Source organism: Pseudomonas sp. BJa3 (genome assembly GCF_026343815.1).
In the GTDB taxonomy this organism is placed as follows: Bacteria; Pseudomonadota; Gammaproteobacteria; order Pseudomonadales; family Pseudomonadaceae; genus Aquipseudomonas; species Aquipseudomonas soli.
Genome location: NZ_JAOXMC010000005.1, coordinates 272,219 through 293,317, shown reverse-complemented (window position 1 = coordinate 293,317; position 21,099 = coordinate 272,219). Strand labels below are relative to the sequence as shown.

General features: G+C 65.3%; 22 protein-coding genes. 7 read left to right on the top strand and 15 right to left on the bottom strand.

All coding sequences use genetic code 11. From position 1 onward, the window contains the following. Together rpsP and ffh are read right to left on the bottom strand one after the other, a co-directional pair. Positions 1 to 252 (bottom strand): 30S ribosomal protein S16, encoded by a 252-nt coding sequence (rpsP, locus tag OH705_RS08190; RefSeq protein WP_011535318.1) that lies wholly within the window; start codon positions 250 to 252, stop codon positions 1 to 3. 232 nt (positions 253 to 484) lie between these two features. Next, complete coding sequence (gene ffh / locus OH705_RS08185) at positions 485 to 1,861, bottom strand: signal recognition particle protein (RefSeq protein ID WP_023629809.1); 1,377 nt, start codon at positions 1,859 to 1,861, stop codon at positions 485 to 487. Positions 1,862 to 2,129: 268 nt separating this feature from the next. Here ffh and OH705_RS08180 point away from each other — a divergent pair, with 268 nt between their 5' ends. The 3 genes from OH705_RS08180 (at position 2,130) to OH705_RS08170 (ending at position 5,683) form a co-directional block, all read left to right on the top strand. Next, the gene (locus tag OH705_RS08180; RefSeq protein WP_267301784.1) at positions 2,130 to 2,939 is read left to right on the top strand and encodes a cytochrome C assembly family protein; all 810 of its coding nucleotides are present in this window, start codon (positions 2,130 to 2,132) and stop codon (positions 2,937 to 2,939) included. Positions 2,940 to 2,948: 9 nt separating this feature from the next. After that, positions 2,949 to 4,136: a transporter associated domain-containing protein gene (locus OH705_RS08175; protein ID WP_267301782.1), complete on the top strand. Its 1,188-nt coding sequence runs from the start codon at positions 2,949 to 2,951 to the stop codon at positions 4,134 to 4,136. A gap of 242 nt (positions 4,137 to 4,378) precedes the next feature. Further along, entirely contained in the window at positions 4,379 to 5,683 is a 1,305-nt protein-coding gene (locus OH705_RS08170; protein WP_046854366.1) for an MFS transporter, read from the top strand. A gap of 71 nt (positions 5,684 to 5,754) precedes the next feature. On the opposite strand, the gene purT is transcribed toward OH705_RS08170, so the two are convergent. From purT to OH705_RS08145, 5 genes are all read right to left on the bottom strand, one after another. Further along, positions 5,755 to 6,936 (bottom strand): formate-dependent phosphoribosylglycinamide formyltransferase, encoded by a 1,182-nt coding sequence (gene purT / locus OH705_RS08165; RefSeq protein WP_023629808.1) that lies wholly within the window; start codon positions 6,934 to 6,936, stop codon positions 5,755 to 5,757. Between the two features lie 74 nt (positions 6,937 to 7,010). Next, positions 7,011 to 7,478 carry a VUT family protein gene (locus OH705_RS08160; RefSeq protein ID WP_023629807.1) on the bottom strand — a complete coding sequence of 156 codons (468 nt, stop codon included), beginning with the start codon at positions 7,476 to 7,478 and terminating at the stop codon, positions 7,011 to 7,013. A gap of 80 nt (positions 7,479 to 7,558) precedes the next feature. Then, positions 7,559 to 7,753: a DUF1289 domain-containing protein gene (locus OH705_RS08155; RefSeq protein WP_023629806.1), complete on the bottom strand. Its 195-nt coding sequence runs from the start codon at positions 7,751 to 7,753 to the stop codon at positions 7,559 to 7,561. Continuing rightward, the gene (locus OH705_RS08150; protein ID WP_023629805.1) at positions 7,746 to 8,270 is read right to left on the bottom strand and encodes a gamma carbonic anhydrase family protein; all 525 of its coding nucleotides are present in this window, start codon (positions 8,268 to 8,270) and stop codon (positions 7,746 to 7,748) included. The genes OH705_RS08155 and OH705_RS08150 overlap by 8 nt, the downstream gene beginning before the upstream one ends. A 45-nt stretch (positions 8,271 to 8,315) precedes the next feature. After that, positions 8,316 to 8,915, bottom strand: coding sequence for a CoA pyrophosphatase (locus OH705_RS08145; RefSeq protein ID WP_023629804.1), 600 nt, complete (start codon positions 8,913 to 8,915; stop codon positions 8,316 to 8,318). 137 nt (positions 8,916 to 9,052) lie between these two features. Here OH705_RS08145 and OH705_RS08140 point away from each other — a divergent pair, with 137 nt between their 5' ends. The 4 genes from OH705_RS08140 (at position 9,053) to OH705_RS08125 (ending at position 15,933) form a co-directional block, all read left to right on the top strand. Further along, positions 9,053 to 9,607 (top strand): NUDIX hydrolase, encoded by a 555-nt coding sequence (locus OH705_RS08140; RefSeq protein WP_094011654.1) that lies wholly within the window; start codon positions 9,053 to 9,055, stop codon positions 9,605 to 9,607. A gap of 20 nt (positions 9,608 to 9,627) precedes the next feature. Further along, on the top strand, positions 9,628 to 10,191 hold the full coding sequence (locus OH705_RS08135; RefSeq protein WP_094011655.1) for a L,D-transpeptidase family protein: 564 nt from the start codon (positions 9,628 to 9,630) through the stop codon (positions 10,189 to 10,191). Positions 10,192 to 10,409: 218 nt separating this feature from the next. Beyond that, positions 10,410 to 14,126, top strand: coding sequence for a hemagglutinin repeat-containing protein (locus tag OH705_RS08130; RefSeq protein WP_267301773.1), 3,717 nt, complete (start codon positions 10,410 to 10,412; stop codon positions 14,124 to 14,126). 187 nt (positions 14,127 to 14,313) lie between these two features. After that, the gene (locus OH705_RS08125) at positions 14,314 to 15,933 is read left to right on the top strand and encodes a ShlB/FhaC/HecB family hemolysin secretion/activation protein (RefSeq protein WP_267301771.1); all 1,620 of its coding nucleotides are present in this window, start codon (positions 14,314 to 14,316) and stop codon (positions 15,931 to 15,933) included. A 12-nt stretch (positions 15,934 to 15,945) separates the two neighbouring features. On the opposite strand, the gene OH705_RS08120 is transcribed toward OH705_RS08125, so the two are convergent. The 8 genes from OH705_RS08120 to gspF are packed head-to-tail and all read right to left on the bottom strand — an operon-like array spanning position 15,946 to position 21,097. Then, positions 15,946 to 16,605: a general secretion pathway protein GspN gene (locus OH705_RS08120; protein ID WP_267301769.1), complete on the bottom strand. Its 660-nt coding sequence runs from the start codon at positions 16,603 to 16,605 to the stop codon at positions 15,946 to 15,948. Next, positions 16,602 to 16,988, bottom strand: coding sequence for a type II secretion system protein GspM (gspM, locus tag OH705_RS08115; protein WP_023633121.1), 387 nt, complete (start codon positions 16,986 to 16,988; stop codon positions 16,602 to 16,604). The genes OH705_RS08120 and gspM overlap by 4 nt, the downstream gene beginning before the upstream one ends. Next, positions 16,985 to 18,046 (bottom strand): GspL/Epsl periplasmic domain-containing protein, encoded by a 1,062-nt coding sequence (locus tag OH705_RS08110; RefSeq protein ID WP_267301767.1) that lies wholly within the window; start codon positions 18,044 to 18,046, stop codon positions 16,985 to 16,987. Before OH705_RS08110 ends, gspM begins: the two co-directional genes overlap by 4 nt. After that, a complete protein-coding gene (locus OH705_RS08105; RefSeq protein WP_267301765.1) occupies positions 18,043 to 18,633 on the bottom strand; it encodes a prepilin-type N-terminal cleavage/methylation domain-containing protein in 591 nt (196 codons plus the stop codon). The genes OH705_RS08110 and OH705_RS08105 overlap by 4 nt, the downstream gene beginning before the upstream one ends. After that, positions 18,630 to 18,998, bottom strand: a complete 369-nt coding sequence (locus OH705_RS08100; protein ID WP_267301763.1) for a type II secretion system protein — start codon at positions 18,996 to 18,998, stop codon at positions 18,630 to 18,632. The genes OH705_RS08105 and OH705_RS08100 overlap by 4 nt, the downstream gene beginning before the upstream one ends. Further along, positions 18,995 to 19,438, bottom strand: a complete 444-nt coding sequence (gene gspH, locus OH705_RS08095) for a type II secretion system minor pseudopilin GspH (RefSeq protein WP_038707593.1) — start codon at positions 19,436 to 19,438, stop codon at positions 18,995 to 18,997. Before gspH ends, OH705_RS08100 begins: the two co-directional genes overlap by 4 nt. A gap of 13 nt (positions 19,439 to 19,451) precedes the next feature. Continuing rightward, a complete protein-coding gene (gspG, locus tag OH705_RS08090; protein WP_046854352.1) occupies positions 19,452 to 19,886 on the bottom strand; it encodes a type II secretion system major pseudopilin GspG in 435 nt (144 codons plus the stop codon). A 14-nt stretch (positions 19,887 to 19,900) separates the two neighbouring features. Next, complete coding sequence (gene gspF, locus OH705_RS08085) at positions 19,901 to 21,097, bottom strand: type II secretion system inner membrane protein GspF (protein WP_267301762.1); 1,197 nt, start codon at positions 21,095 to 21,097, stop codon at positions 19,901 to 19,903. Positions 21,098 to 21,099 lie beyond the last annotated feature (2 nt).

The following is a 21,099-nucleotide window of genomic DNA, read 5'->3' as shown; positions in this document are numbered from 1 at the left end:
TCAGGCTGCAGCCTTGGCAGCTTCCTTCAGCAGCTGAGCAACACGCTCAGACGGCTGTGCGCCCTGGCTCAGCCAGTAGGTGACGCGCTCTTGGTTGACCGACAGCTTGACTTCGGCGCCCGATGCGATCGGGTTGAAGAAGCCAACGCGCTCAACGAAACGGCCGTCACGGGCGTTACGCGAGTTGGTCACGGTCAGGTGGTAGAATGGGCGCTTTTTCGAGCCGCCACGGGCCAGACGAATGGTTACCATGTGAACATCGTTCCTATAGTCGGTGCTGCAAAACTGAATGCCCAATGGGCACACGGGTGCCCAAAAGGCCGCATATTCTCGGGGAATACACGGACATTTGCAAATGCCTTTTTCGGCGAGCGCTTGACCCACCGTTCAGATCTGCCGGTTAAGCCGCCGTTTGGCGGCACTGTTCCCGCCGAAGCGGGGGCTGGGCGACTGTCTTCATAAAAAGACAGTCGCCCGAATTCACTTACATCTTGGGCATGCCGCCACCCGGCAGCATCCCGCCGAGGCCGCGCATCATCTTGGCCATGCCGCCCTTGGCGGAGAATTTCTTCATCATCTTCTGCATCTGCTTGTGCTGCTTGATCAGCCGGCCGATGTCCTGCACCTGGGTGCCGGAACCGAGGGCGATGCGGCGCTTGCGCGAACCGCTGATCAGATCAGGGTCGCGACGTTCGGCAGGGGTCATGGAATTGATGATCGCTTCCATCTGCTTGAACTGCTTCTCGGCCGCGCCCTGGGCGTTGCCCATCTGCGACAGGTTGACGCCACCGATGCTCGGCAGTTTGTCCATGAGGCCACCGAGGCCGCCCATGTTCTTCATCTGTTGCAGTTGATCGCGGAAGTCTTCGAGGTCGAAGCCCTTGCCCTTCTTCAACTTCTTGGCCAGCTTGTCGGCCTTTTCCTTGTCGATGTTCTGCTCGGCCTGCTCGATCAGGCTGAGCACGTCACCCATGCCGAGGATGCGCGAAGCGATCCGGTCGGGGTGGAACGGCTCGAGGGCCTCGGTCTTCTCGCCCATGCCGATGAACTTGATCGGCTTGCCGGTAATGGCGCGCACCGACAGGGCGGCACCGCCACGGGCGTCACCGTCGACCTTGGTCAGCACCACGCCGGTCAGCGGCAGCGCATCGCCGAAGGCCTTGGCCGTGTTGGCGGCATCCTGGCCGGTCATGGCGTCGACCACGAACAGGGTTTCGATCGGCTTGACCGCGGCGTGCAGGGCCTTGATCTCGTCCATCATGTCGGCGTCGACGTGCAGACGACCTGCGGTATCGACGATCACCACGTCGATGAACTTGAGCTTGGCTTCGCGGATCGCCGCTTCGGCGATGGCCACCGGCTTCTGGCTGATGTCGGACGGGAAGAAAGTCACGCCGATATCATTGGCCAGCGTCTCGAGCTGCTTGATCGCCGCCGGACGGTAGACGTCGGCCGACACCACCATCACGCTCTTCTTCTTGCGTTCCTTCAGGTGGCGCGCCAGCTTGCCGGCGGTGGTGGTCTTACCAGCACCTTGCAGACCGGCCATCAGCACCACGGCCGGCGGGGCGGCGTTGAGGGTCAGCTCTTCGTTGGCCGCGCCCATCAGGCTTTCCAGCTCGGCCTGGACGATCTTCACGAACGCCTGGCCTGGGGTCAGACTGCGCGACACTTCGGTGCCGACCGCACGCTCCTTGATGCTGTTGACGAAATCCTTGACCACCGGCAGGGCGACGTCGGCCTCGAGCAGGGCCATGCGCACTTCGCGCAGCGTGTCCTTGATGTTGTCTTCGGTCAGCTTGGCCTTGCCGGTGACATGGCGCAGCGTCTGTGACAGGCGGTCGGTCAGGTTTTCGAACATGGTGATCCTTTCAGGCCCATTGAAGCCGAGGTTTTTCAGGCGCCCAAGTGGAAATGCACACACGCTGGGCACAACAAGGCGGCGATTATAGCGGAGACTGGGATAGACGCACACCTCGCGCTGGACCACCGGCCAATCATGCGGCTCAGGCCTGGCTGCCTCACGTAGATCGCGGGAGCGGGCTTGCCCCGCGATTGATGCGCAGTCTTCCTTGCCTACCGCGTTCTATGCCAAACTCCGTCCCTTTAGGGCTTGCACGCCAGGACTTATGTTCTCTTCACCCAGCCTCATCCCCAACCTGCTCGCCGCCTTCCTTTATCTGGCCGCGACCATCTTCCAGGCCACTGGCCTGGCCCGTGGCGCCCGTGCCGACAAACGGCTGCTTGCCCTGCTCGGCACCCTGGCGGTCATCGCCCAGGGCGGTGCCCTGTTCTTCCAGCTGATCACGTCTCTGGGCCTGAGCCTCGACTTCTTCAGCGCCGCCAGCCTGATCGCCGTGGCGGTGATCGGCCTGACCCTGCTCGCCTGCTTGAGCATCCCCGTGGAAAACCTGCTGGTGCTGCTGTTCCCGCTCGGCGCGGTGACCGCGCTGCTGGCCCAGTTCGCCCCACCCGGCACGGTGCCGCTGATCAACGAAGAGCCAGGCATCCTCGCCCATATCCTGCTGTCGATACTGGCCTACGGCCTGTTCACCATCGCCGTGTTCCAGGCCCTGCTGCTGTTGCTGCAGGACCACCAGCTCAAGCACAAGCACCCGTCCGGGCTGATCCGCAACTTCCCGCCGCTGCAAACCATGGAAAGCCTGCTGTTCGGCTTCCTCTGGGCGGGCTGGGGGCTGCTGTCGCTGTCGCTTATCTCCGGCTGGCTGTTCCTCGACAACCTGTTCGCCCAGCACCTGGTGCACAAGACGCTGCTGGCCTGCGTTGCCTGGATCGTCTTCAGTGTGCTGCTGTGGGGTCGCACTCGCCTGGGCTGGCGCGGTCACAAGGCGATCCGCTGGACCCTGGCCGGTTTCTGCCTGCTGATGCTGGCCTACTTCGGCAGCAAGCTGGTCCGCGAATTCATCCTGCACATCTGACGGCCGCCCATGGACACTCTGCCGTACGCCCCGCTGCTCGGCATCATCGCACTGGCCCTGCTGTGGTCGGCGTTGTTCACCGCGGTAGATTGCGCCCGCCAGCAGCTCAATGGCCACGGTGCCCCGACCCTGCCGGCCCAGGGCCTGGTATTGGGCGCCAGCCTCGGCAAGTTGCTGGTACTGGGCCTGGCCTGCCTTATTGGTCAGCGCTACAGCGGCGAACACGGTTTCTGGCTGGCCGGCCTTGGCGCCAGCGTCACCCTGCTGGTACTCGCCGACTACCTGCCGCGCCGCCTGGCACGCCGTAACCCGCAAGCCTTCCTGGACCTGGGCGGCAACCTGCTGAAATTGCCGCTGGCGCTGCTGCAGCCGCTGGGCTGCTTGCTAGACGGCTGCGCCAAAGTGATCCTGCGCCCTTTCCGCTTGCAACCCACCGCGGTGGCACTGCACCCGCAGCAGGGCGCCACATTCGACGAAGACGAACCTACCGAGACCAGCCAGCACGGCCTGCTGGAGGGTCTGCAGGCGCTGGACAAGATCACCGTCAACGACATCCTGGTACCACGCAACGAAGTAGACGGCATCAACCTCGACGATCCCATCGAGCAGATCATCGAGCAACTGATCATCAGCCGTCACACGCGCCTGCCGGTCTATCACGACGACATCAACCAGGTCGAGGCCGTCCTTAACACCAAGTTGATCAGCCACCTGCTGCCACGGGCAGAGCTCACCCCGGAGAAGCTCCAGGCGGCCTGCTACGAGCCCTACTTCGTGCCCGAAAGCACACCGCTGCAGATGCAGCTGCTGAACTTTCACAAGCAGCAGCGACGCATGGGCGTGGTAGTGGATGAGTATGGCGAAGTCCTGGGTATCGTTACCCTGGAAGACATTCTCGAAGAGATCGTCGGCGAGTTCGAGGACGAGCAGAGCCTGGACAACCCCCATGTCCACCCTCAGCCCGATGGCCGCTTCGTCATCGAAGGGATGGCTTCGCTGCGCGAGATCAACCGCACCCTGGGCTGGCACCTGCCCTGCGATGGCGGGCCGAAAACCCTCAACGGCCTGGTCACCGAAGCACTTGAAAGCATTCCAGAAAGCGCTGTATGCCTGAAAATTGGCAGATATCGGCTGGAAATCCTCGAAACGGAGGATAATTGCGCAAGCAAGGTACTGGTCTGGACACTGGCTCGATAGTTATACTCGGGTCACGCTTACCCAGCCCTGCCGTCCCGCCCGCTACCCGCACCCGGCGTCCGACGGCCAGTCCGCCCCACTGACACGCCCCGCGGCCCTGCTCAGCACCCCGAGCAGCCACCGCTTCAGCGCCTATTCCCTTGGGCTATCGTCAGGCGGCGACCAACAACAATACGCTCCGGCTCCCGTGTGGCCGCCACATGGGCCGTGCCCCATGGAGCATGACTGTCAGGGACTTTCGCATGACTACCAGCAGCACCTACGCCGAACCTGCCTCGGCGGCCCCGGTCAACTCGCCTGCCCGAGTGGCCACCGCCAGCTTCATCGGCACCGCCATCGAGTTCTACGATTTCTACGTCTACGCCACCGCCGCCGCGCTGGTGATCGGGCCAGTGTTCTTCCCGTCCGGTTCCGGCACCGCGCAAATGCTGGCGGCCTTCCTTACCTTCGGTATCGCCTTCCTCGCCCGGCCACTGGGATCGGCGCTGTTCGGCCACTTCGGCGACCGCATCGGGCGCAAGTCCACGCTGGTCGCCTCGCTGTTGCTGATGGGCGTCTCGACCACCCTGATCGGCGTGCTGCCCGGGTATGACAGCATCGGCGTATGGGCACCGATCATTCTCTGCGTGCTGCGCTTCGGCCAGGGCCTGGGGCTGGGCGGCGAATGGGGCGGCGCGGCACTGCTGGCCACGGAAAATGCCCCTGAGGGCAAGCGCGCCTGGTTCGGCATGTTCCCGCAGTTGGGCCCGTCGATCGGCTTCCTCGCCGCCAACGGCCTGTTCCTCACCCTGGCCCTGGTGCTCAGCGACGAGCAGTTCCGCGAGTGGGGCTGGCGCATTCCGTTCCTGCTCAGCGCAGCACTGGTGCTGGTCGGGCTCTATGTGCGCCTGAAACTCGAGGAAAGCCCGGTGTTCGCCAAGGCCGTGGCCCGCCAGGAGCGGGTCAGGATGCCGGTGATCGAGCTGTTTTCCCAATACTGGCTGCCGACCCTGCTGGGGGCTGCGGCGATGGTGGTGTGCTACGCGCTGTTCTACATCTCCACGGTGTTCTCGTTGAGCTATGGCGTGTCCACGCTGGGCTACAGCCGCGAAACCTTCCTCGGCCTGCTGTGCTTCGCCGTGGTGTTCATGGCCCTGGCCACGCCCCTGTCGGCCTGGTTGAGCGACCGTTACGGGCGCAAGCCAGTATTGATCGCCGGCGCGCTGCTGGCCATCGCCTCGGGCTTTGCCATGGAACCACTGCTGACCTCGGGCTCGACTACCGGGGTGGCGTTGTTCCTGAGCATCGAGCTGTTCCTGATGGGGGTGACCTTCGCCCCGATGGGCGCGCTGCTGCCGGAGCTGTTCCCGACCCATGTGCGCTACACCGGCGCCTCGGCGGCCTACAACCTGGGTGGCATCGTCGGCGCCTCGGCGGCACCGTTCTTTGCCCAGAAGCTGGTGAGCATGGGGGGCTTGAGCTGGGTGGGAGGCTATGTGTCGGCGGCGGCGCTGATCAGCCTGATTGCCGTGCTGTGCCTGAAAGAAACGCGTAATACCGAGCTTTGAATCAATCGCGGGGCAAGCCCACGCCAGACTGATCTGGCGTGGGAACGGGCTTGCCCCGCAATCGCTTGAGGTCAGAACTCGACCTTGACCGCCTGCGAAGCCCGGGTCGCCTTGGCTCGTGCCGCCTCGACCGATTCATCACGCGCCAGGCACACGCCCATGCGCCGGGTACCATTGATCTCCGGCTTGCCGAACAGGCGGATGGCAGTATCCGGCTCGCTCAGCGCCGCGCCCAGGTTGGCGAAACTGGTCTGCTGCGACTGGCCTTCAGGCAGGATCACCGCCGACGCCGACGGACCGAACTGGCGCACCACCGGGATCGGTAGGCCGAGGATGGCCCGCGCGTGCAGGGCGAACTGCGACAGATCCTGGGAAATCAGGGTCACAAGGCCCGTGTCGTGCGGGCGTGGCGACACTTCGCTGAACCAGACCTGGTCACCCTTGACGAACAGTTCTACACCGAACAGCCCACGGCCGCCCAGCGCGTCGGTGACCGCCTGGGCCACACGCTGCGACTCGGCCAATGCCTTCGGGCTCATGGCCTGGGGCTGCCACGACTCCTGGTAGTCACCTTTCTCCTGTCGATGGCCGACCGGCGCGAGGAAGGTCGTGCCACCAACATGGCGTACGGTGAGCAGGGTGATCTCGTATTCGAAGTCGATGAAGCCTTCGATGATCACCCGCCCCTTGCCGGCACGGCCGCCTTCCTGGGCGTAGTCCCAGGCTTTCTGCAGGTCATCGGCGCCGCGCAGCAGGCTCTGGCCCTTGCCGGACGAGCTCATCACCGGCTTGACCACGCACGGGTAGCCCAGGTCGGCCACCGCCTTGCTGTAATCCTCGAAGGTGTCGGCAAAATGGTACGGCGAGGTCGGCAGGTCCAGCTCTTCGGCAGCCAGGCGACGAATGCCTTCGCGGTTCATGGTCAGCTGGGTGGCGCGGGCGGTGGGGACGACATTGAAACCTTCGCTTTCCAGCTCGACCAGCGTGGCGGTGGCAATGGCCTCGATCTCGGGAACGATGTAGTGCGGTTTTTCCGCCTCGATCACTGCGCGCAGGGCCACGCCGTCGAGCATGTTGATTACATGGCTGCGGTGCGCGACCTGCATCGCCGGCGCATTGGCGTAGCGGTCCACGGCGATCACTTCGACGCCCAGGCGCTGCAGCTCGATCACCACTTCCTTGCCCAGCTCGCCGCAGCCGCACAGCAGTACACGGGTCGCGGTGGGCGACAGTGGGGTTCCGATACGGGTCATTTTAGGTCCTCGAAGGCGTCCGGGGCCGCGCCACGCTGGCTGCCGCCCGCTGAAAAATGGACCGGTATTCTACATCAGGATGTGGCCACCGCGCGCCGTGCCCGCCAGGCCATGATCAACCACACCGCCGTGACCCCGGCGAACTTCGATGCCATCGCCGTGCCGATTACCGCAGGCGTCAGGGCACCGATCATGCCGAAGAAGATGAAGGTGTCCACCGGGATGCTCAGCGCCGAGCTCAGCCACAGGCGGTCGCGCAGGGGGCGCCGGGTAACGCTGAACACCAGCCAGTCGATCAGTTCGGAGACGAAGAACGCGGTCGCGCTGGCCAGGGCGATGGCAGGCTCGGAGGTGATATAGGACAGCACCAGCGCCACCAGCATGGCCAACAACGCGCCATGGCCGTAGCGGGTCTGCACCATGTCGCGCAGGATGAACACCAACCCGCCCCAGGCGGACCAGATCACGTCCAGGTGCGGCGCACTGGAAAAGGCGAAGTTGATCAGCACCACGCTGCTGATGTAGGCGATGAGATAGAACATGGTCTGCGTTTTCGGAGGGCCAGCCGCACAGATTAGCGCCGGCACCATCGCGGGACAAGCCCGCGCCACGGGCGTCGGCTCTACAGACCGATGATCAGCCCGGCCGCCACCGCCCGCTCATGACAGCGCTGCAACACCACGCGCCGCTCGGCATTGTCCATACGCCCCCAGCGCGTGATCTCGCTCACCGTGCGCTGGCACCCGGTGCAGATATCCTGCTCGTCCAGCGCGCAGACATTGACGCAGGGCGAGGCCACGGGCCGCTCGTCAGTCATCGTCGCTCACCAGGTCACGGGCATAGCGCTGGGCATTGTGCACATAATGGGCGGCGCTGGCCTCGAGCATGCGTTTCTGCTGCTCGGTCAACTCACGCACCACCTTGCCCGGTGAGCCCATCACCAGCGAGCCATCGGGTATCTCCTTGCCCTCGGGGACCAGGGCGTTGGCGCCGATGATGCAGTGCTTGCCGATACGCGCCCCGTTGAGGATCACCGCGTTGATGCCGACCAGGCTGTAGTCGCCTACCGTGCAGCCATGCAACATGGCGTTGTGGCCGATGGTCACCCCGCGACCAAGGGTCAGCGGCGAGCCCATGTCGGTGTGCATCACCGTGCCGTCCTGGACATTGCTGTCCTCGCCGATGTCGATCAACTCGTTGTCGCCGCGCAGTACCGCGCCGAACCATACGCTGGCCCGGGCCTGCAGACGCACCTTGCCGATCAGCGTGGCAGTGGGCGCGGCCCAGCTCTCGGGATGGGCTTCGACCCGCAGGTCGCCCAGGCGGTATTTCATGTGTCGCTCCTCACGGTTGAACGCCAGTGGCGGGGTGTGCCCCGCTCAATTTTCGATGAAACGCTCGGGGGGCTGGTGCAGGCTGATACCAGCGTCGAACAGCAGGTTGACCAGTTCGACGATCATGATCGCCGATAGCCCCCAGATCTTGTAGTCGCCGTAGCGGTAGCTGGGCACGTACCAACTGCGGCCCTGATAGTCGATGCGGTGGGTGTGCTCGCGGGGGTCCTGGCGGAAGAACGCCAGCGGTACACTGAACACGGCAGCGATTTCCGCGTCGTTGGCGCGGTACTCGACATAGTTCGGGATCAAACCGACGAACGGCGTGACCTTCAGGCCATGCAGCGAGATCAGCGGGCTGAGCGGGCCGATTACCTCGACCAGCCCGGGCGGCAGGCCGATTTCCTCCTCGGCTTCACGCAGGGCCGTGAACACCAGGTCTGGGTCCTCCGGGTCGCGCCGCCCGCCCGGAAAGGCGACTTCACCACCGTGGGTGGACAGGCCCTTGGCGCGCAGGGTCAACACCAGCTCCGGCTCCTCGCTGCGGGTAATGGGCAGCAGCACCGCCGCTTCGGGGAAACGGCGGTCCGTCTCCGGTGACGCGGGGGTATGGTTGCTCATTCGGCGAAGAAGCTCGTCCAGCATTACGCACTCTCGTGTCCAAGGCCTGCCCTGCATGATGCACCAAAGCCGCGAGGCACCCAAGCCCCGCCCGCAGGCCGCTTGCGGTAAGCGAGCCGGGCGCGCCAAGATAGCCCGACCCCACTGGAATGAATGAAAGCATGAAATTCTGCAGCGCGTGCGGCCAACCGGTCACCCAGCGGATCCCCGAAGGCGACAGCCGTGCGCGGTATGTCTGCGACCATTGCCAGACGATCCACTACCAGAACCCCAATATCGTCGCAGGGGTATTGCCTACCTGGGGCTCCCAGGTATTACTGTGCCGCCGGGCAATAGAACCGCGCCGAGGGTTCTGGACACTGCCCGCCGGTTTCATGGAAAACGGCGAGACCCTCGATGCCGCCGCCCGTCGCGAAACCGTCGAGGAGGCATGCGCACAGGTCGGCGAAACCAGCCTGTATCAGCTGTTCGACCTGCCGCACATCAATCAGGTGCACGTGTTCTTCCGCGCCGAACTGGTCGATCTGGACTTCGCCGTGGGTATCGAGAGCCTCGAGGTACGCTTGTTCGAAGAGCACGAGATCCCATGGCGCGAGCTGGCTTTCCGCACCGTCACACGCACACTAGAATGCTATTATCGCGACCGCGTCAGGCAGCACTATCCGATTGGCCATGAGTATCTGCCGCCGATGAACGTCACGTCGTCAACCACCTAAGTTTTCAGGGATACGGTTTCATGCGCTGGCTGCTTGCCCTCTTCTGCCTCAGTGTCGCCTCGGTGTCGCAAGCCGCCTTCACCGAGACCATTATCCGCAAGACGCCGTCGGCCGCGCCGTCGCCGGTCCAGCCCGCCACCAGCGGGGTTCAGCAGCAACGCCTGATCGACAAGGTGCTGGTGATCAAGTCCGAACGCCGGCTGCAATTGATCAGCCGTGGCGAACCGCTCAAGACCTACCGTATCTCCCTGGGCAAGCAGCCCAAGGGAGCCAAGGAACGCGAAGGCGACAAGAAGACCCCGGAAGGCCTGTACTGGCTGGACTGGCGCAAGGTCAGCGACCGCTACAACCTGGCTATGCACATCTCCTACCCCAATATCACCGACGCCGCCAAGGCACGGCGCGACGGGGTCGCCGCTGGCAGCATGATCATGATCCACGGCACGCCGATCAACGAGGAGTACCCTGAGTGGTACTTCCACACCTTGGACTGGACCGAGGGCTGCATCGCCATGCGCAACGACGACATGCGCGAGGTGTGGAGCATGGTGAAGGATGGCACGCTGATCGAAATCCGCCCCTGAGCGCTCACCGTTGGCACCAAAGGCCTGTCCTGCTCACGCTGAACGGGCCTTCTCTTTCTAGCGCCCTCTTTCGCCACCCCATCGCCCACTTTTCCTACAGATAGAATCGTCTCATTCCCCGCAATATAGTGGCGTTGAGCCACATAAATGCCATCACTGACATTCTTAGAATTCCCGCAGCTGATTTCACGATTTCGTACATCACTTGCGAGGTTTTCATGCACAATCCTGTATCCAAGATCAGACCAGATACCCTGCGCTGGGCTGTCTTCCTTGCCCTGCTCGGCAGCACCCAGGTTCAGGCGCAAGGCGCCCTGACACCGACATCAGGACCTGGCGGCACCCCGATCATCGACAATGGCCATGGCGTACCGGTCATCGACATCGTCGCACCCAATGCCAGCGGCCTGTCACACAACCAGTTCCTCGACTACAACGTCGGCAAGCCTGGGCTGGTGCTGAACAATGCCCTGCAGGCCGGACAGTCGCAGCTGGCCGGCCAGTTGGGCGCCAACCCGCAGTTCCAGGGCCACGCCGCCTCGACCATCCTCAACGAGGTGGTCGGCCAGAACGCCTCGCGAATCGAGGGGGCTCAGGAAATCTTCGGCCAGAAAGCCGATTACCTGCTCGCCAACCCCAACGGCATCACCCTCAACGGCGGCAGCTTCATCAATACCACCCGGGCCGGCTTCCTGGTCGGCAAGGCGGACATTCACGATGGACAGATCAAGCAGCTCGACAGCCGCGACGCCAACGGCACGCTGAAAGTGCTGGGCCGTGGCCAGAGCAATGCGGCAGGCGCCCTGGACCTGATCGCGCCGCGCATCGACAGCACAGGGCACTTGCTGGCCAAGGGGCAGCTGAACCTGACCATCGGCCGCAACCTTGTCGACACCGGCAGCCGCGAGGTGCTCGAACACCTGCCCGTCGCCACCGCCATCGATGCCAACCTGCTCGGCGCCATGCAGGCCGGACGCATCCGCATCGTCAGTACCGCCGAAGGCGCCGGCGTACAAGTGGGTGACAAGGAGCTGCGCGCGGACCGCGACTTGATCATCCACTCCGCGGGTGACCTGAAAGTACAGGGCAATGACAAGCGCCAGGCCAGGCTGGTCAGCAACACCGGCAAGCTGGACTTGAAGGCCGACGGCGACCTGCAGCTCACCCATGCCCATGGCAAGGCCAGGCAGATCGAGGTTCACTCTGGCAAAAAGCTGTCCCTGGACACCGCCACCCGCGAACAGGTGACGGACGCCCCGGTCAACTGGGCGAAGCAATGGCTGTTCATCCCCACCGAAAGCCATGAGGGTAATGCCACGCAAACCAGTCGCCAGCAACTGGGTAGCCGTCTGGTGGCGGAAGACAGCCTCAGCCTGAAGGCCGGTACCGACCTGCACCTGACGGCCACGCAACTGGAGGCGGACAACGCCCTGCAACTGCGCAGCAGTGGAAAGATGACGATCGACGCTGGCGTGGACACTCTCGATATCGCCGAGCAGTCCACCCACAGGCGCTATCTGGACCGCACCGATATCGACAGCCAGGTACACACCGAGCGGGTCAAGGCCAGCACCCTCAAGGGCGGCACTCTCATCGCCAGCGCCGGGGCCGACATGCAGATCTCCGGCGCCCGCCTCGAGGCGCGCAAGCAGGTCGAACTCGACGCCAAGGGCGCCCTGCGGATCGAAAGCGCCGTGGAAAACGACCATGCCCAACGCACCACTGGCAAGCGCGAGTTCGTGGCCAGCGCCGGCAAGGCCGCGCCGGACTCGGAGCAGTACTCGGCCAAGGTCGGCTACGAAAAACTGCAGAGCGACGAGCAGACCACCGCGACCCGCCAGGTCGCCAGCAGCATCAACGCGGGCTCCGTCACCCTGCGCAGCGATCGCAAACTGAAGGTCAGCGGTTCGGACGTGCAGGCAGACACAGGAGACCTCAAGCTGGCCGCCAGCGAAATCGAACTGGCGGCGGCCTACGACAGCCACGCCAGGCATACCCTCGATACCCGCACCGGCGCCGCGTTGAACGTCACCGGCGGCAGCGACCGTGTAGGCCTTGGCATCGATGGCCAGCATGGCCCGGCCGCGGTACTCGAGCACGAAACGACCGCGCGACGAAGCAATCTGGAGTCAGCTCGCGACCTGCACATAGACGCCACGCAACTGACTACGGCCGCTGCACAGCTAAAAGCGGGACGTACCTTGAAAGTGGACGCCGAGCACATTGACAACCGTGCAGCAGCCGACACCAAGGTCCGCGAAACCAGCGTCGCTGAATGGCAGGGCGGCCTGAGCGTCGGTATCGATTACAAATACCTCAGCGATCGTGTCAAGAGGCTGTTCGGTGGTGAGAAAGCCGCAGACCAGGCGGCCTCCCCAAACGTCGGCGCCGACCTGTCGCTGCAGCGCACGTCGCGTGTGCACAAGGACACCGACAGCACCGCGCAGGTCACGACCTTCGACGGTGGCGACATCACCATTCGAGCCAATCAGCTCATGGATGAAGGGAGCGCCTACAAGGCCAGGACCGGGAGCCTGCGCATCGAGGCTGGGGAGCACCAGATGCTGGCCGCCCGGGATCAGAGCAGCAGCGAAGTCCGCGACACCACGGGTGGCGGCAGCCTGCGTGTTAGCACCATCACGGGAACTGATCTCAAAGCAAGACTTGAAGGTCATGGCAACACCCTGAACCAGCTGAAGCAGACAACCACAGCTCGAGTAGGCAGTTTGCAGGGCAGCCAGGGGGTTCAGGTAGAACTCGAACGTAGTGGTCACTACGAGGGAGTCCGTGTCGACGGCGGCAACGGCGATATTACCCTGCACAGCCAAGGCACACTGAGCGTGACAGCCGCCAGCGATACACGCCAGAGCCAGGGCCAGACCAGGGGCGGCAAGCTGGATGTCGAAGGCAGCAGCACCGGTGGCGGACTGGGTGGCCAGGGCACCTTCGGTTGGGTCAACGAGCGGGGCAGTACAGCCATTGGTGCGCGGTTCGACAGCAAGGGCACACTGCAACTCACCAGTCTTGCCCACGACGACGTCGCGCTACACGTGCAAGGGCTGCAAGCCAACGCCAAGCGGATAGGTCTGGACGCTGGCAATGGTGGTCTGCTGGTCGAGGCGGCCAGTAACACCGAGCGCCACGACAACCTCGACGTTACCCTTGGTGGCGGCCTGAAGGTCAATGCCATGGACATTGGAGGCATCAACGCCCAGGTCAAGGTCGGCCGGGACAAACGCGACAACACCACCTGGCATGACAGCAAACTGCGCGCCGACCTGATCGACTTGCGCAGCCAGGGCGATACCCGCATCGAAGGCGCTCAACTTGAGGCGCAGGCAATCGAAGGCAAGATCGACGGCAACCTGCGGGTGGCCAGCCGTCAGGACCAGGTCGACAGCGTGAAGCTAGAGATCGATGCCAGTCTCGCCCAGAAGCAACAGGCAACTGCCGACACTGACGCTCCGGCCTCGCTGGCGAGCGTTTTCGAGGGCGGCAACATCACGGAAATCGCCGGGGCGCTGTGGAACAAAGTCACCGCGAAATTTACCCCATCGGTCAAGATCGACTACGCCAAGCGCAGCAACGACACCGTCAGCCAGCAGACGCTCCTGTCCGGCACGCAAGGCATTGATCTGCAGGTAGGTGGCGACACTCGCCTGGTCGGCGCCACGCTGCAGGCGGCCGATGGCCAGGTCGGACTCGGCGGCGGCGCGGTCGCCCGCGACAACCTGAGCGGTCGGGACTACGCCAAGGATGTGAAGGTCAATGTCGATTTGTCGACGACCGGTCTTGCAGGTACCGCCTATTCGTACCTCTCGAATCTGTTCACCGGCAACACCGACAAGGCTGACGACCACAAGGCGTACAGCAACACCGGTCACGACCGCACTACCGAGTATGTCTCGCAGATAAAGGAGAGCCGCCAGCGCTGACGCGTGCCAGGCAGCGGCCTGTGGGTCGCTGAGCCTCCCACACGGACTCTGCGGGAGCGGGCACACCCGTTCCCACAGCGGCATCGGACCGAATCCCATGAACGTACCGTTCTTCTCTTCCCATATTTTCCGCCCATCAAGTGCAGGTATGCGCCGCGTCGCCACTGTCGTTCTGGCTTGCCTCATCATGACGCTATCGGCCAACGCCATCGCCACGTTCGACCCGGCCAGCCAGCAGTTACGGGATCAGCAGCAGGCCGTGCGACAACTGGAGCAGCAGCAGCGGCTCGAACGCTGGCAGCGCAATCAACCTGCCAACGCCACTGAAGACCGCGACACTGCAACGCTCGACCCCGACCAGCACTGCTGGGCGATCAGCGGAGTACGCCTGGCCGGCAACCGCATGCTCGATACCCGGCAACTGCAGCCGATCGTGCGTGCGCTGTCGTCCTCCTGCATGGGTGTCGCCGAAATTGACCGGCTACTCAAACAACTGACCCGGCACTACGTGCAAGCCGGATATCCCACCAGTCGCCCCTATGTGGCCCGCCCCCCCGAGCACGGCGCCCCGCTGGACATCGTCATCGTCGAAGGCTTCATCGAATCGATCGAACTGGCTGGCACCGACCTGCCCCTGTCGCTGCAAAGCGCATTTCCGGGCATGCTCGGCCTTCCCCTGCACCTGCCAGACCTCGAGCAAGGCCTGGACCAACTCAACCGACTGCGTGCCTATGACCTGCAAATGGCCTTGCTGCCGGGCGAGATGCAGGGCGGCACCCGCGTCGTGCTCGAACCTCGGCGCGTCGCTTCCCGCGCCCACCTGGATGCCTTGCTCGACAACCGAGGCGGTGAACTGACCGGTCGCCACCGCTTCAACCTGGGCCTTGGCCTGGACAGCCCGCTGGGCCTGAACGACGAGCTGCGCCTTTCGCTTAATTCGGTGGTGTTCGACGCGCCCGGCCAGAATGAAGGCGCCAGCCTGTACTACAGCATTCCCCATGGCCGCTGGACCTTCAGGCTCAATGCCAGCCAGATGCGCTACCGAGCACCGATCCCGAACACCCGCTACGCCAGCAGTGGCCGCAGCGAATTCTACGGTGTCAGCGCCGAGCGCGTGCTGTGGCGCAACCAGCAAGGCATGCTCAGCGCCAGCGCCCGCCTGGACCGCAAGCAATTGCTCAACCGCTTCGGCCCCGCCGTACTGGCACTGCAGAGCCCGACCCTGGCGACTGTCGAAGCCGGGCTGAACCTGCTGTGGCTCGAAGGTGGATTGTGGAACGCTTACCTGGGCGTAAGCCAAGGGGTACGCTGGTTCGGCGCCGATCGCCCGTTCGCCCACAAGCAGGCGCCCCGCCCGGACTTCACCAAGTACCGCGCCAACCTGCTGCACCTGCGCCAAGGCCCGGCTCAATGGCCCTGGCGCTGGCAGAGCGAACTGGCCCTGCAATACAGCGCCCATGTGCTGCCCGCCGTCGAACAGATGCAACTGAGCGATCATTCGGCGGTGCGCGGATTCCGCCAGCACAACGTCGCGGGGGCCAGCGCCGGGGCATGGCGCAACACCTTCAGCCAGCCACTGCCCCTGCCGCTGCAGGTACGCCCATCCTTCGGCGTTGACCTTGGCTGGGCCCGTTATGCGCGCACCAGCCCGTCGCAGCGCCTGGTCGGCGCCTCGGCTGGCGTCGAGTTGAACCTGCCGCACAGTACGGTGCGCCTGGACTACCAACGCGCACTGCATGCCAGCGATCGCCCGCGCAAATCGCTGGAGCAAGGCTTCTGGGTCGCGCAATGGTCCCTCGCCCTCTGACCGACAAGCGAGCTACCACCTGAGCCGGCGCTGCCCGACCGTGTCTTCGGGCCCCAGCCATTGCACGCCGCGCAGCACCGGCGTCAAAACGGCATCGGCCTGCAACACGAAATCGACCTGCGCTTGCCGGGCCGCGAGGTCGGCGTCCAGGCTCATCTGGTGCTGGCCTTGACGAACCAGGCCAGCGCTCAACCGCCAGCCTTGACGGCAGGCCATCGCCAGCGAGCCCTGCCCCAGCTCCAGCGACCAGGGCGCGTTCAAAGCCAGGTCGGCGACGGTGATACTGCCTGCGGCGGCTCGACAATGTTGCCCCGAGCCTTGCAGCTTGATGCTGCCCTGCCATTGCCCGGCCAGGCGATAGTCGCCGCCGACGCTTGGCTGTGCGCCCAGCGCCTTAAGGTCGGCCTGCCAACGCCACGGCCAACCGCTCAGCCGGCCTTGCCAGCCCTGCCCCTGGAAGCCCAGGCGCACCTGCAGGTCGCGCTGCCATGGACGCCATGTCCATTGCACGGGTCCCACCGGTCCGAGCCGGGCAAACTGCCCTTGCCACAGGCTGCCGTTCACCCCCTCCGCCGGCAACCCGAACCCCGCCACCAGCCAACGCGCCGGCAGTTCTGCCACCAGGGTCAGGCAGAACACCAGGCCCAGCCAAAGGTACGCCCGCCGCCTCATGGTCGAAGCCGCACAGTGAAACGCAGCCCCTCGGTATCTCGCTCCAGCCCCCATTGCAACGGCTGCGCGCCGTCATCGCGCAGGGTCTGCAACCAGCCCTGCAGGGCTTGGGCATCGACCACCTTGCCGCGCAGCAGCCAGCCTTGATCCTGGGACTGCACCTCGGCCAATTCGATATGCCGGGCCTGGGCCGATTGGTGCAACGCTTCAAGGGTCAGCGCAGGCTGGCGCGGCTGTGCCGCCAGCGATTCGGCCAGTGCCTGCCATTGCCGCTGTTCTTGCCAGAAGGCCACGCCCTCACGTAGCGCCAACAACACCAGCAACAGCGCGACGACACCCCAGGCCAGCGCTAGCCGATGCTGTCGTATCCATTCATGGCTCATGCGGCGCTCCCCAGGTCGAACACCACGCGGCGCGCCTCGTCTTCCACCTGGACCTGCACGCCGGCTGCCGTGGCCATTTCCTGCCAGGGTGCCTCTGCACCCTCTCCGACCAGCTCAAGGTGCCAACGCTGGCCATCGAAGCGCACCACTTGCAGGCGCCAGCCGGGATGATCGTTCAACCATCCATGGACCTGCGCCTGCAACGCCTCGAGCTGGCGCAGGCGCACCTGGCTTTCACGCGCCTCGTCCTGCAGTTGCGTCAACACCCGCGCCGCCTGGCGAGGCGTCGGCTGGATGCCGGTCACGGCCTGCACCTGGGCGCGATAGAGCTGGGCCTGGCGCCACTGTTGCGCGCTCCACAGCCCGCCCCACGCCAACATCAACGCCAGGCAGGCAATTGCCAGGCGCGCCTGCCCTTTTGCCAGGCGCAGGCCTTGGCGGGGGCGGCGGGCTTCGAACAAGCCAGGCAAGCCATCGAGCGGGGCCAGCACATCGGGCCAGTCGCCGTCGATGCCCTCGACCTCGCCAGGCAGCCAGGCGAGCGCGGGAGGCGGGCCAAGGCCCTGCGGCCAGGCCAGCCAGTGGGTCTGGCCCTTGTACAGGCTCATCGCTCCTCGTCGCCAATGCCAGGCCGCTTCTGCTGCACAGTCGGGCAGCAACTGGAACTCGGCCCAGCAACGTTCCACAATCAGCCCCCAGCCGGCGCACTGCCCCCGCCATTCGTTGAGCCTGCCCCGCGCCACAACCATAAGGCGCAAGTGCCCTGCGTGACGGCCGATGCAGCCGCACAGTACATCATCGTCGCCTTGCAGCAAGCGATCCTCGAGCAGCAAGGGCCATTCCTCGCGTTTCAGCCCAGGCGGCGCGGGCAGCTGGAAATGACTGCAATGCTCACCGGGGACGATCAGGGCAACCCGCGCCCCGAGCCCCGCCGGAGGTTCGCCCTGCCCCTGGCGCAGTGGACGGCCTTGGCTGACCAACAGCCACTCCCAGACCTCCCCGGGGCGCAGCAGCAGCCAGGGTTGTGCCGGCGCCCGCCGGCGCCATTCAAGCTTCATGCGCGCCCCCAGGGCAGAACGAAGGTACAGGTATAAGGTGCTCCATCACGCACTAGCTCCACGCGCACGCCCCTACCGGGGTGCGCCGGTTGATCGGAAGGCCAGGCGAGCCAACGGCCGGCCTGGTGGTAGAGAACATTCATCGCGCTGACCCGCTCCAGCCGTTCACGTAGCACCCAAACCGGTGCCGCGGCGGCATACAGGTCGGCCGAGGTTTCCAGCAGCAGCCGTTGTTCACGCGGCTCGAAGCGCAGGCGCTGACGCTGCAAGCGCGATCCCCCTTCGGCCTGCGGCCAGGCGGCGGCGGCCACCCACGACAGTTGCTGGCGGTCGGGCTGCCAGTCGAGCCAGCGCGTCGCCAACGGCAAACGCTGTTCGTACAGGCGGCGCAGCACAGGGCTGTCGAAGCGCCGCTCCAAGGCCAGGCAAAAATCCACTACGCCGGTTTCGCTCACCTGTTCATCGAGCCGCTCGCGCACCTTCAGCCAGCCGTTGACCAGCGCCGACAGCATCACCCCGAGCAAGGCCGTGAGGGCCAGGGCCACCAGCAGTTCGATCAGGGTCATGCCCGCCTGGCGCCGTTTCATGGCCGCTCCAGAAACACAGTGAACTGCCCCAGCGGCAGGCGCTGGTCGCGATCGGCATGCAACAGCAGTTCGCCACGGCGCAGGTCGCGCACACCGGTGCGGCGCAACTGCAACTGCCAATGACAGGCCTGCCCGCCCTGCACCAGCACGCCGTTGTCCTGGTTGGTCGCCGGCCAATACTGCTCGACCACGAAACGTGCCTGCAGCTCACGGGCGCACAGCAGGCCCAGACGATGCTGCTGCACGGTTTCCTGCACCGCCAGGCGCTGGCGCAGGACCTGGCTGGTGATCACCGCGAGGACGGCGGCAATGCCCAGGGCCACGCTCACCTCCAACAGGGTGAAGCCGCGTTGCCGGTGCTTCATGGCATCGCGCTCACGCGCAACTGCCCGCCGCGGTCCCAGTCCCAGCGCTGACCGCCCTCGGCCCAGCGCCAGCGCACAGTGCCCGGACGTGACCAGCCATCGGGGGTGAACAGCAGCGCTGGCGCCTGGCTCGCTGGCCAGTCCGGCCGCAAGCCCTTGGGCCAATCACCCAGTGCCACGCTTTCCACCTGCCAGTGCTCGCCTTGCCGACGGACGAACTCGGGGCGTTGACCGTTCCAGCGCAGCCCGCGCAACTGCCCGGCATGGCGCGCCAGATCGGCCTGGGCCACGGTGGTGGCGGCCAGGCGATCGAGCGCCTGGTCGATGCTGCTTCTGCCGCTGTCAAGCCAGGCCACGGCCATGCTGGTCATCAAGGCGGCGATGGCCAGCACCACCAGCAGTTCGAGCAGGCTGAAGCCGCGCTGGAGGGAGTGGGCCATAGGCTTGATCAACTTAAAGCGCCCAGTTGCCCAGGTCGGCATCGAGCCCTTCGCCGCCCGGCACGCCATCGGCGCCCAGCGAATACACATCGACCCGGCCGTGCTCGCCGGGCATGCGGTACTGGTACGGGGTGCCCCATGGGTCTTCCGGCAGGCGCCGGATATAGCCGTCACTGCGCCAGCTGCGCGGCAGCGGTTCCTGGGTCGGCTTCTTCGCCAGCGCCGCCAGGCCCTGTTCGGTGCTGGGGAAGCGCAGGTTGTCCAGGCGGTACATGTCCAGCGCCTGTTCCAGGGTCGCGAGGTCGGCCATGACTTTCTGCTTCATCGCCTTGTCCTGGTTGCCCAGCACGCTGGGCGCGACCACGGCGATCAGCAGGCCGATGATGAAGATCACCACCATGATTTCCATCAGCGTGAAGCCCCGCTGGCGGTTGCGTCGTCGTTGCATCGAAGTTCTCCTTGTCACAGTTGCAATCCCTGGTTGAGCTGCATGATCGGCAGCAGCACCGCCAGCACGATGAACAGCACCACGGCGCCCATCACCAGGATCATCAGCGGTTCGAACAGCGCCATGGCGGTGTCCACCTGGCGGGCGAAGCCGCGCTCCTGGTCATCGGCCACCCGTTCGAGCATGTCGGCCAGGGTGCCGCTGGCCTCGCCGCTGCCGACCATGTTCACCAGCAGCGGCGGAAATTCCCCGGCGTTGTCCAGCGCCCGGTGCAGGCTGGTGCCGCCCTGCACCTGCTGGCGCACCTGCTCCATGGCTGCGCGGATGCGCCGATTGCCAACCGTCTCGGTGGCCACCTGCAAGGCTTCGAGCAGGGCCACGCCGCTGCCGCAGAGGATCGCCAGGCTGCGCGCCAGCCGCGCGCTCTCGAGCACTTGCAGCAGCACGCCGATACGCGGCAGGCGCAGCAGCAGGTCGTCGCGGCGCAGGCACCAGTGCGGCTTGCGCAGCAGCCAGCCGCCCAACAGCGCGGCCAGGATCGCCAGTGCCAGCAGATAGGGGCCGGCCTGCACCAGCCCCTGGCTCAAGCCGATCAGTAGCGACGTGATCAAAGGCAGACTCTGCCCGGAGTGGGCGAACTGCTCGATGAGCTTGGGCACCACGAAGGTCATCAGGCCGACCACCACGGCCAGCGACACGCCCATCAGCACCGCCGGGTAGATCAGCGCGGTGCGCGCCTTGTGGCGCTGGCGCTGAACCTGTTCGAGATGGTCGGCCAGACGGCTCAGCACCTGGCCAAGGCGCCCGGAGCGCTCCCCGGCCTCGACCAGCGCGCAGTACAAACCATTGAACGGCGCGCCCTGTCGCGCCAGGCTACGCGCCAGCCCCAGGCCCTCGGCGAGGGAACCGCGCAAGGCCACCAGCACCGCGTGCAAGGCCGGCTGGCGCAGTTGCCGCTCCAGTGTGGCCAGGGCATCGACCAGGGGGATGCCAGCGCCAACCAAGGTCGCCAATTGGCGGGTCAGCTCGCACAGTTGGGCGCGGGTCAGGCGCTGACGACGGGGCTGGGCGCTGTCGTGGCGTTGCAAGTGCCGGGTGAACAGCCCCTGCTCGCGCAGCAATTGCCGCGCATGGCGCTCGTTGTCGGCCTGCACGCTGGCCTTGTGTGCCTTGCCGGCAAGATCCACGGCCTGGTAGCGATAGGTCGGCATGC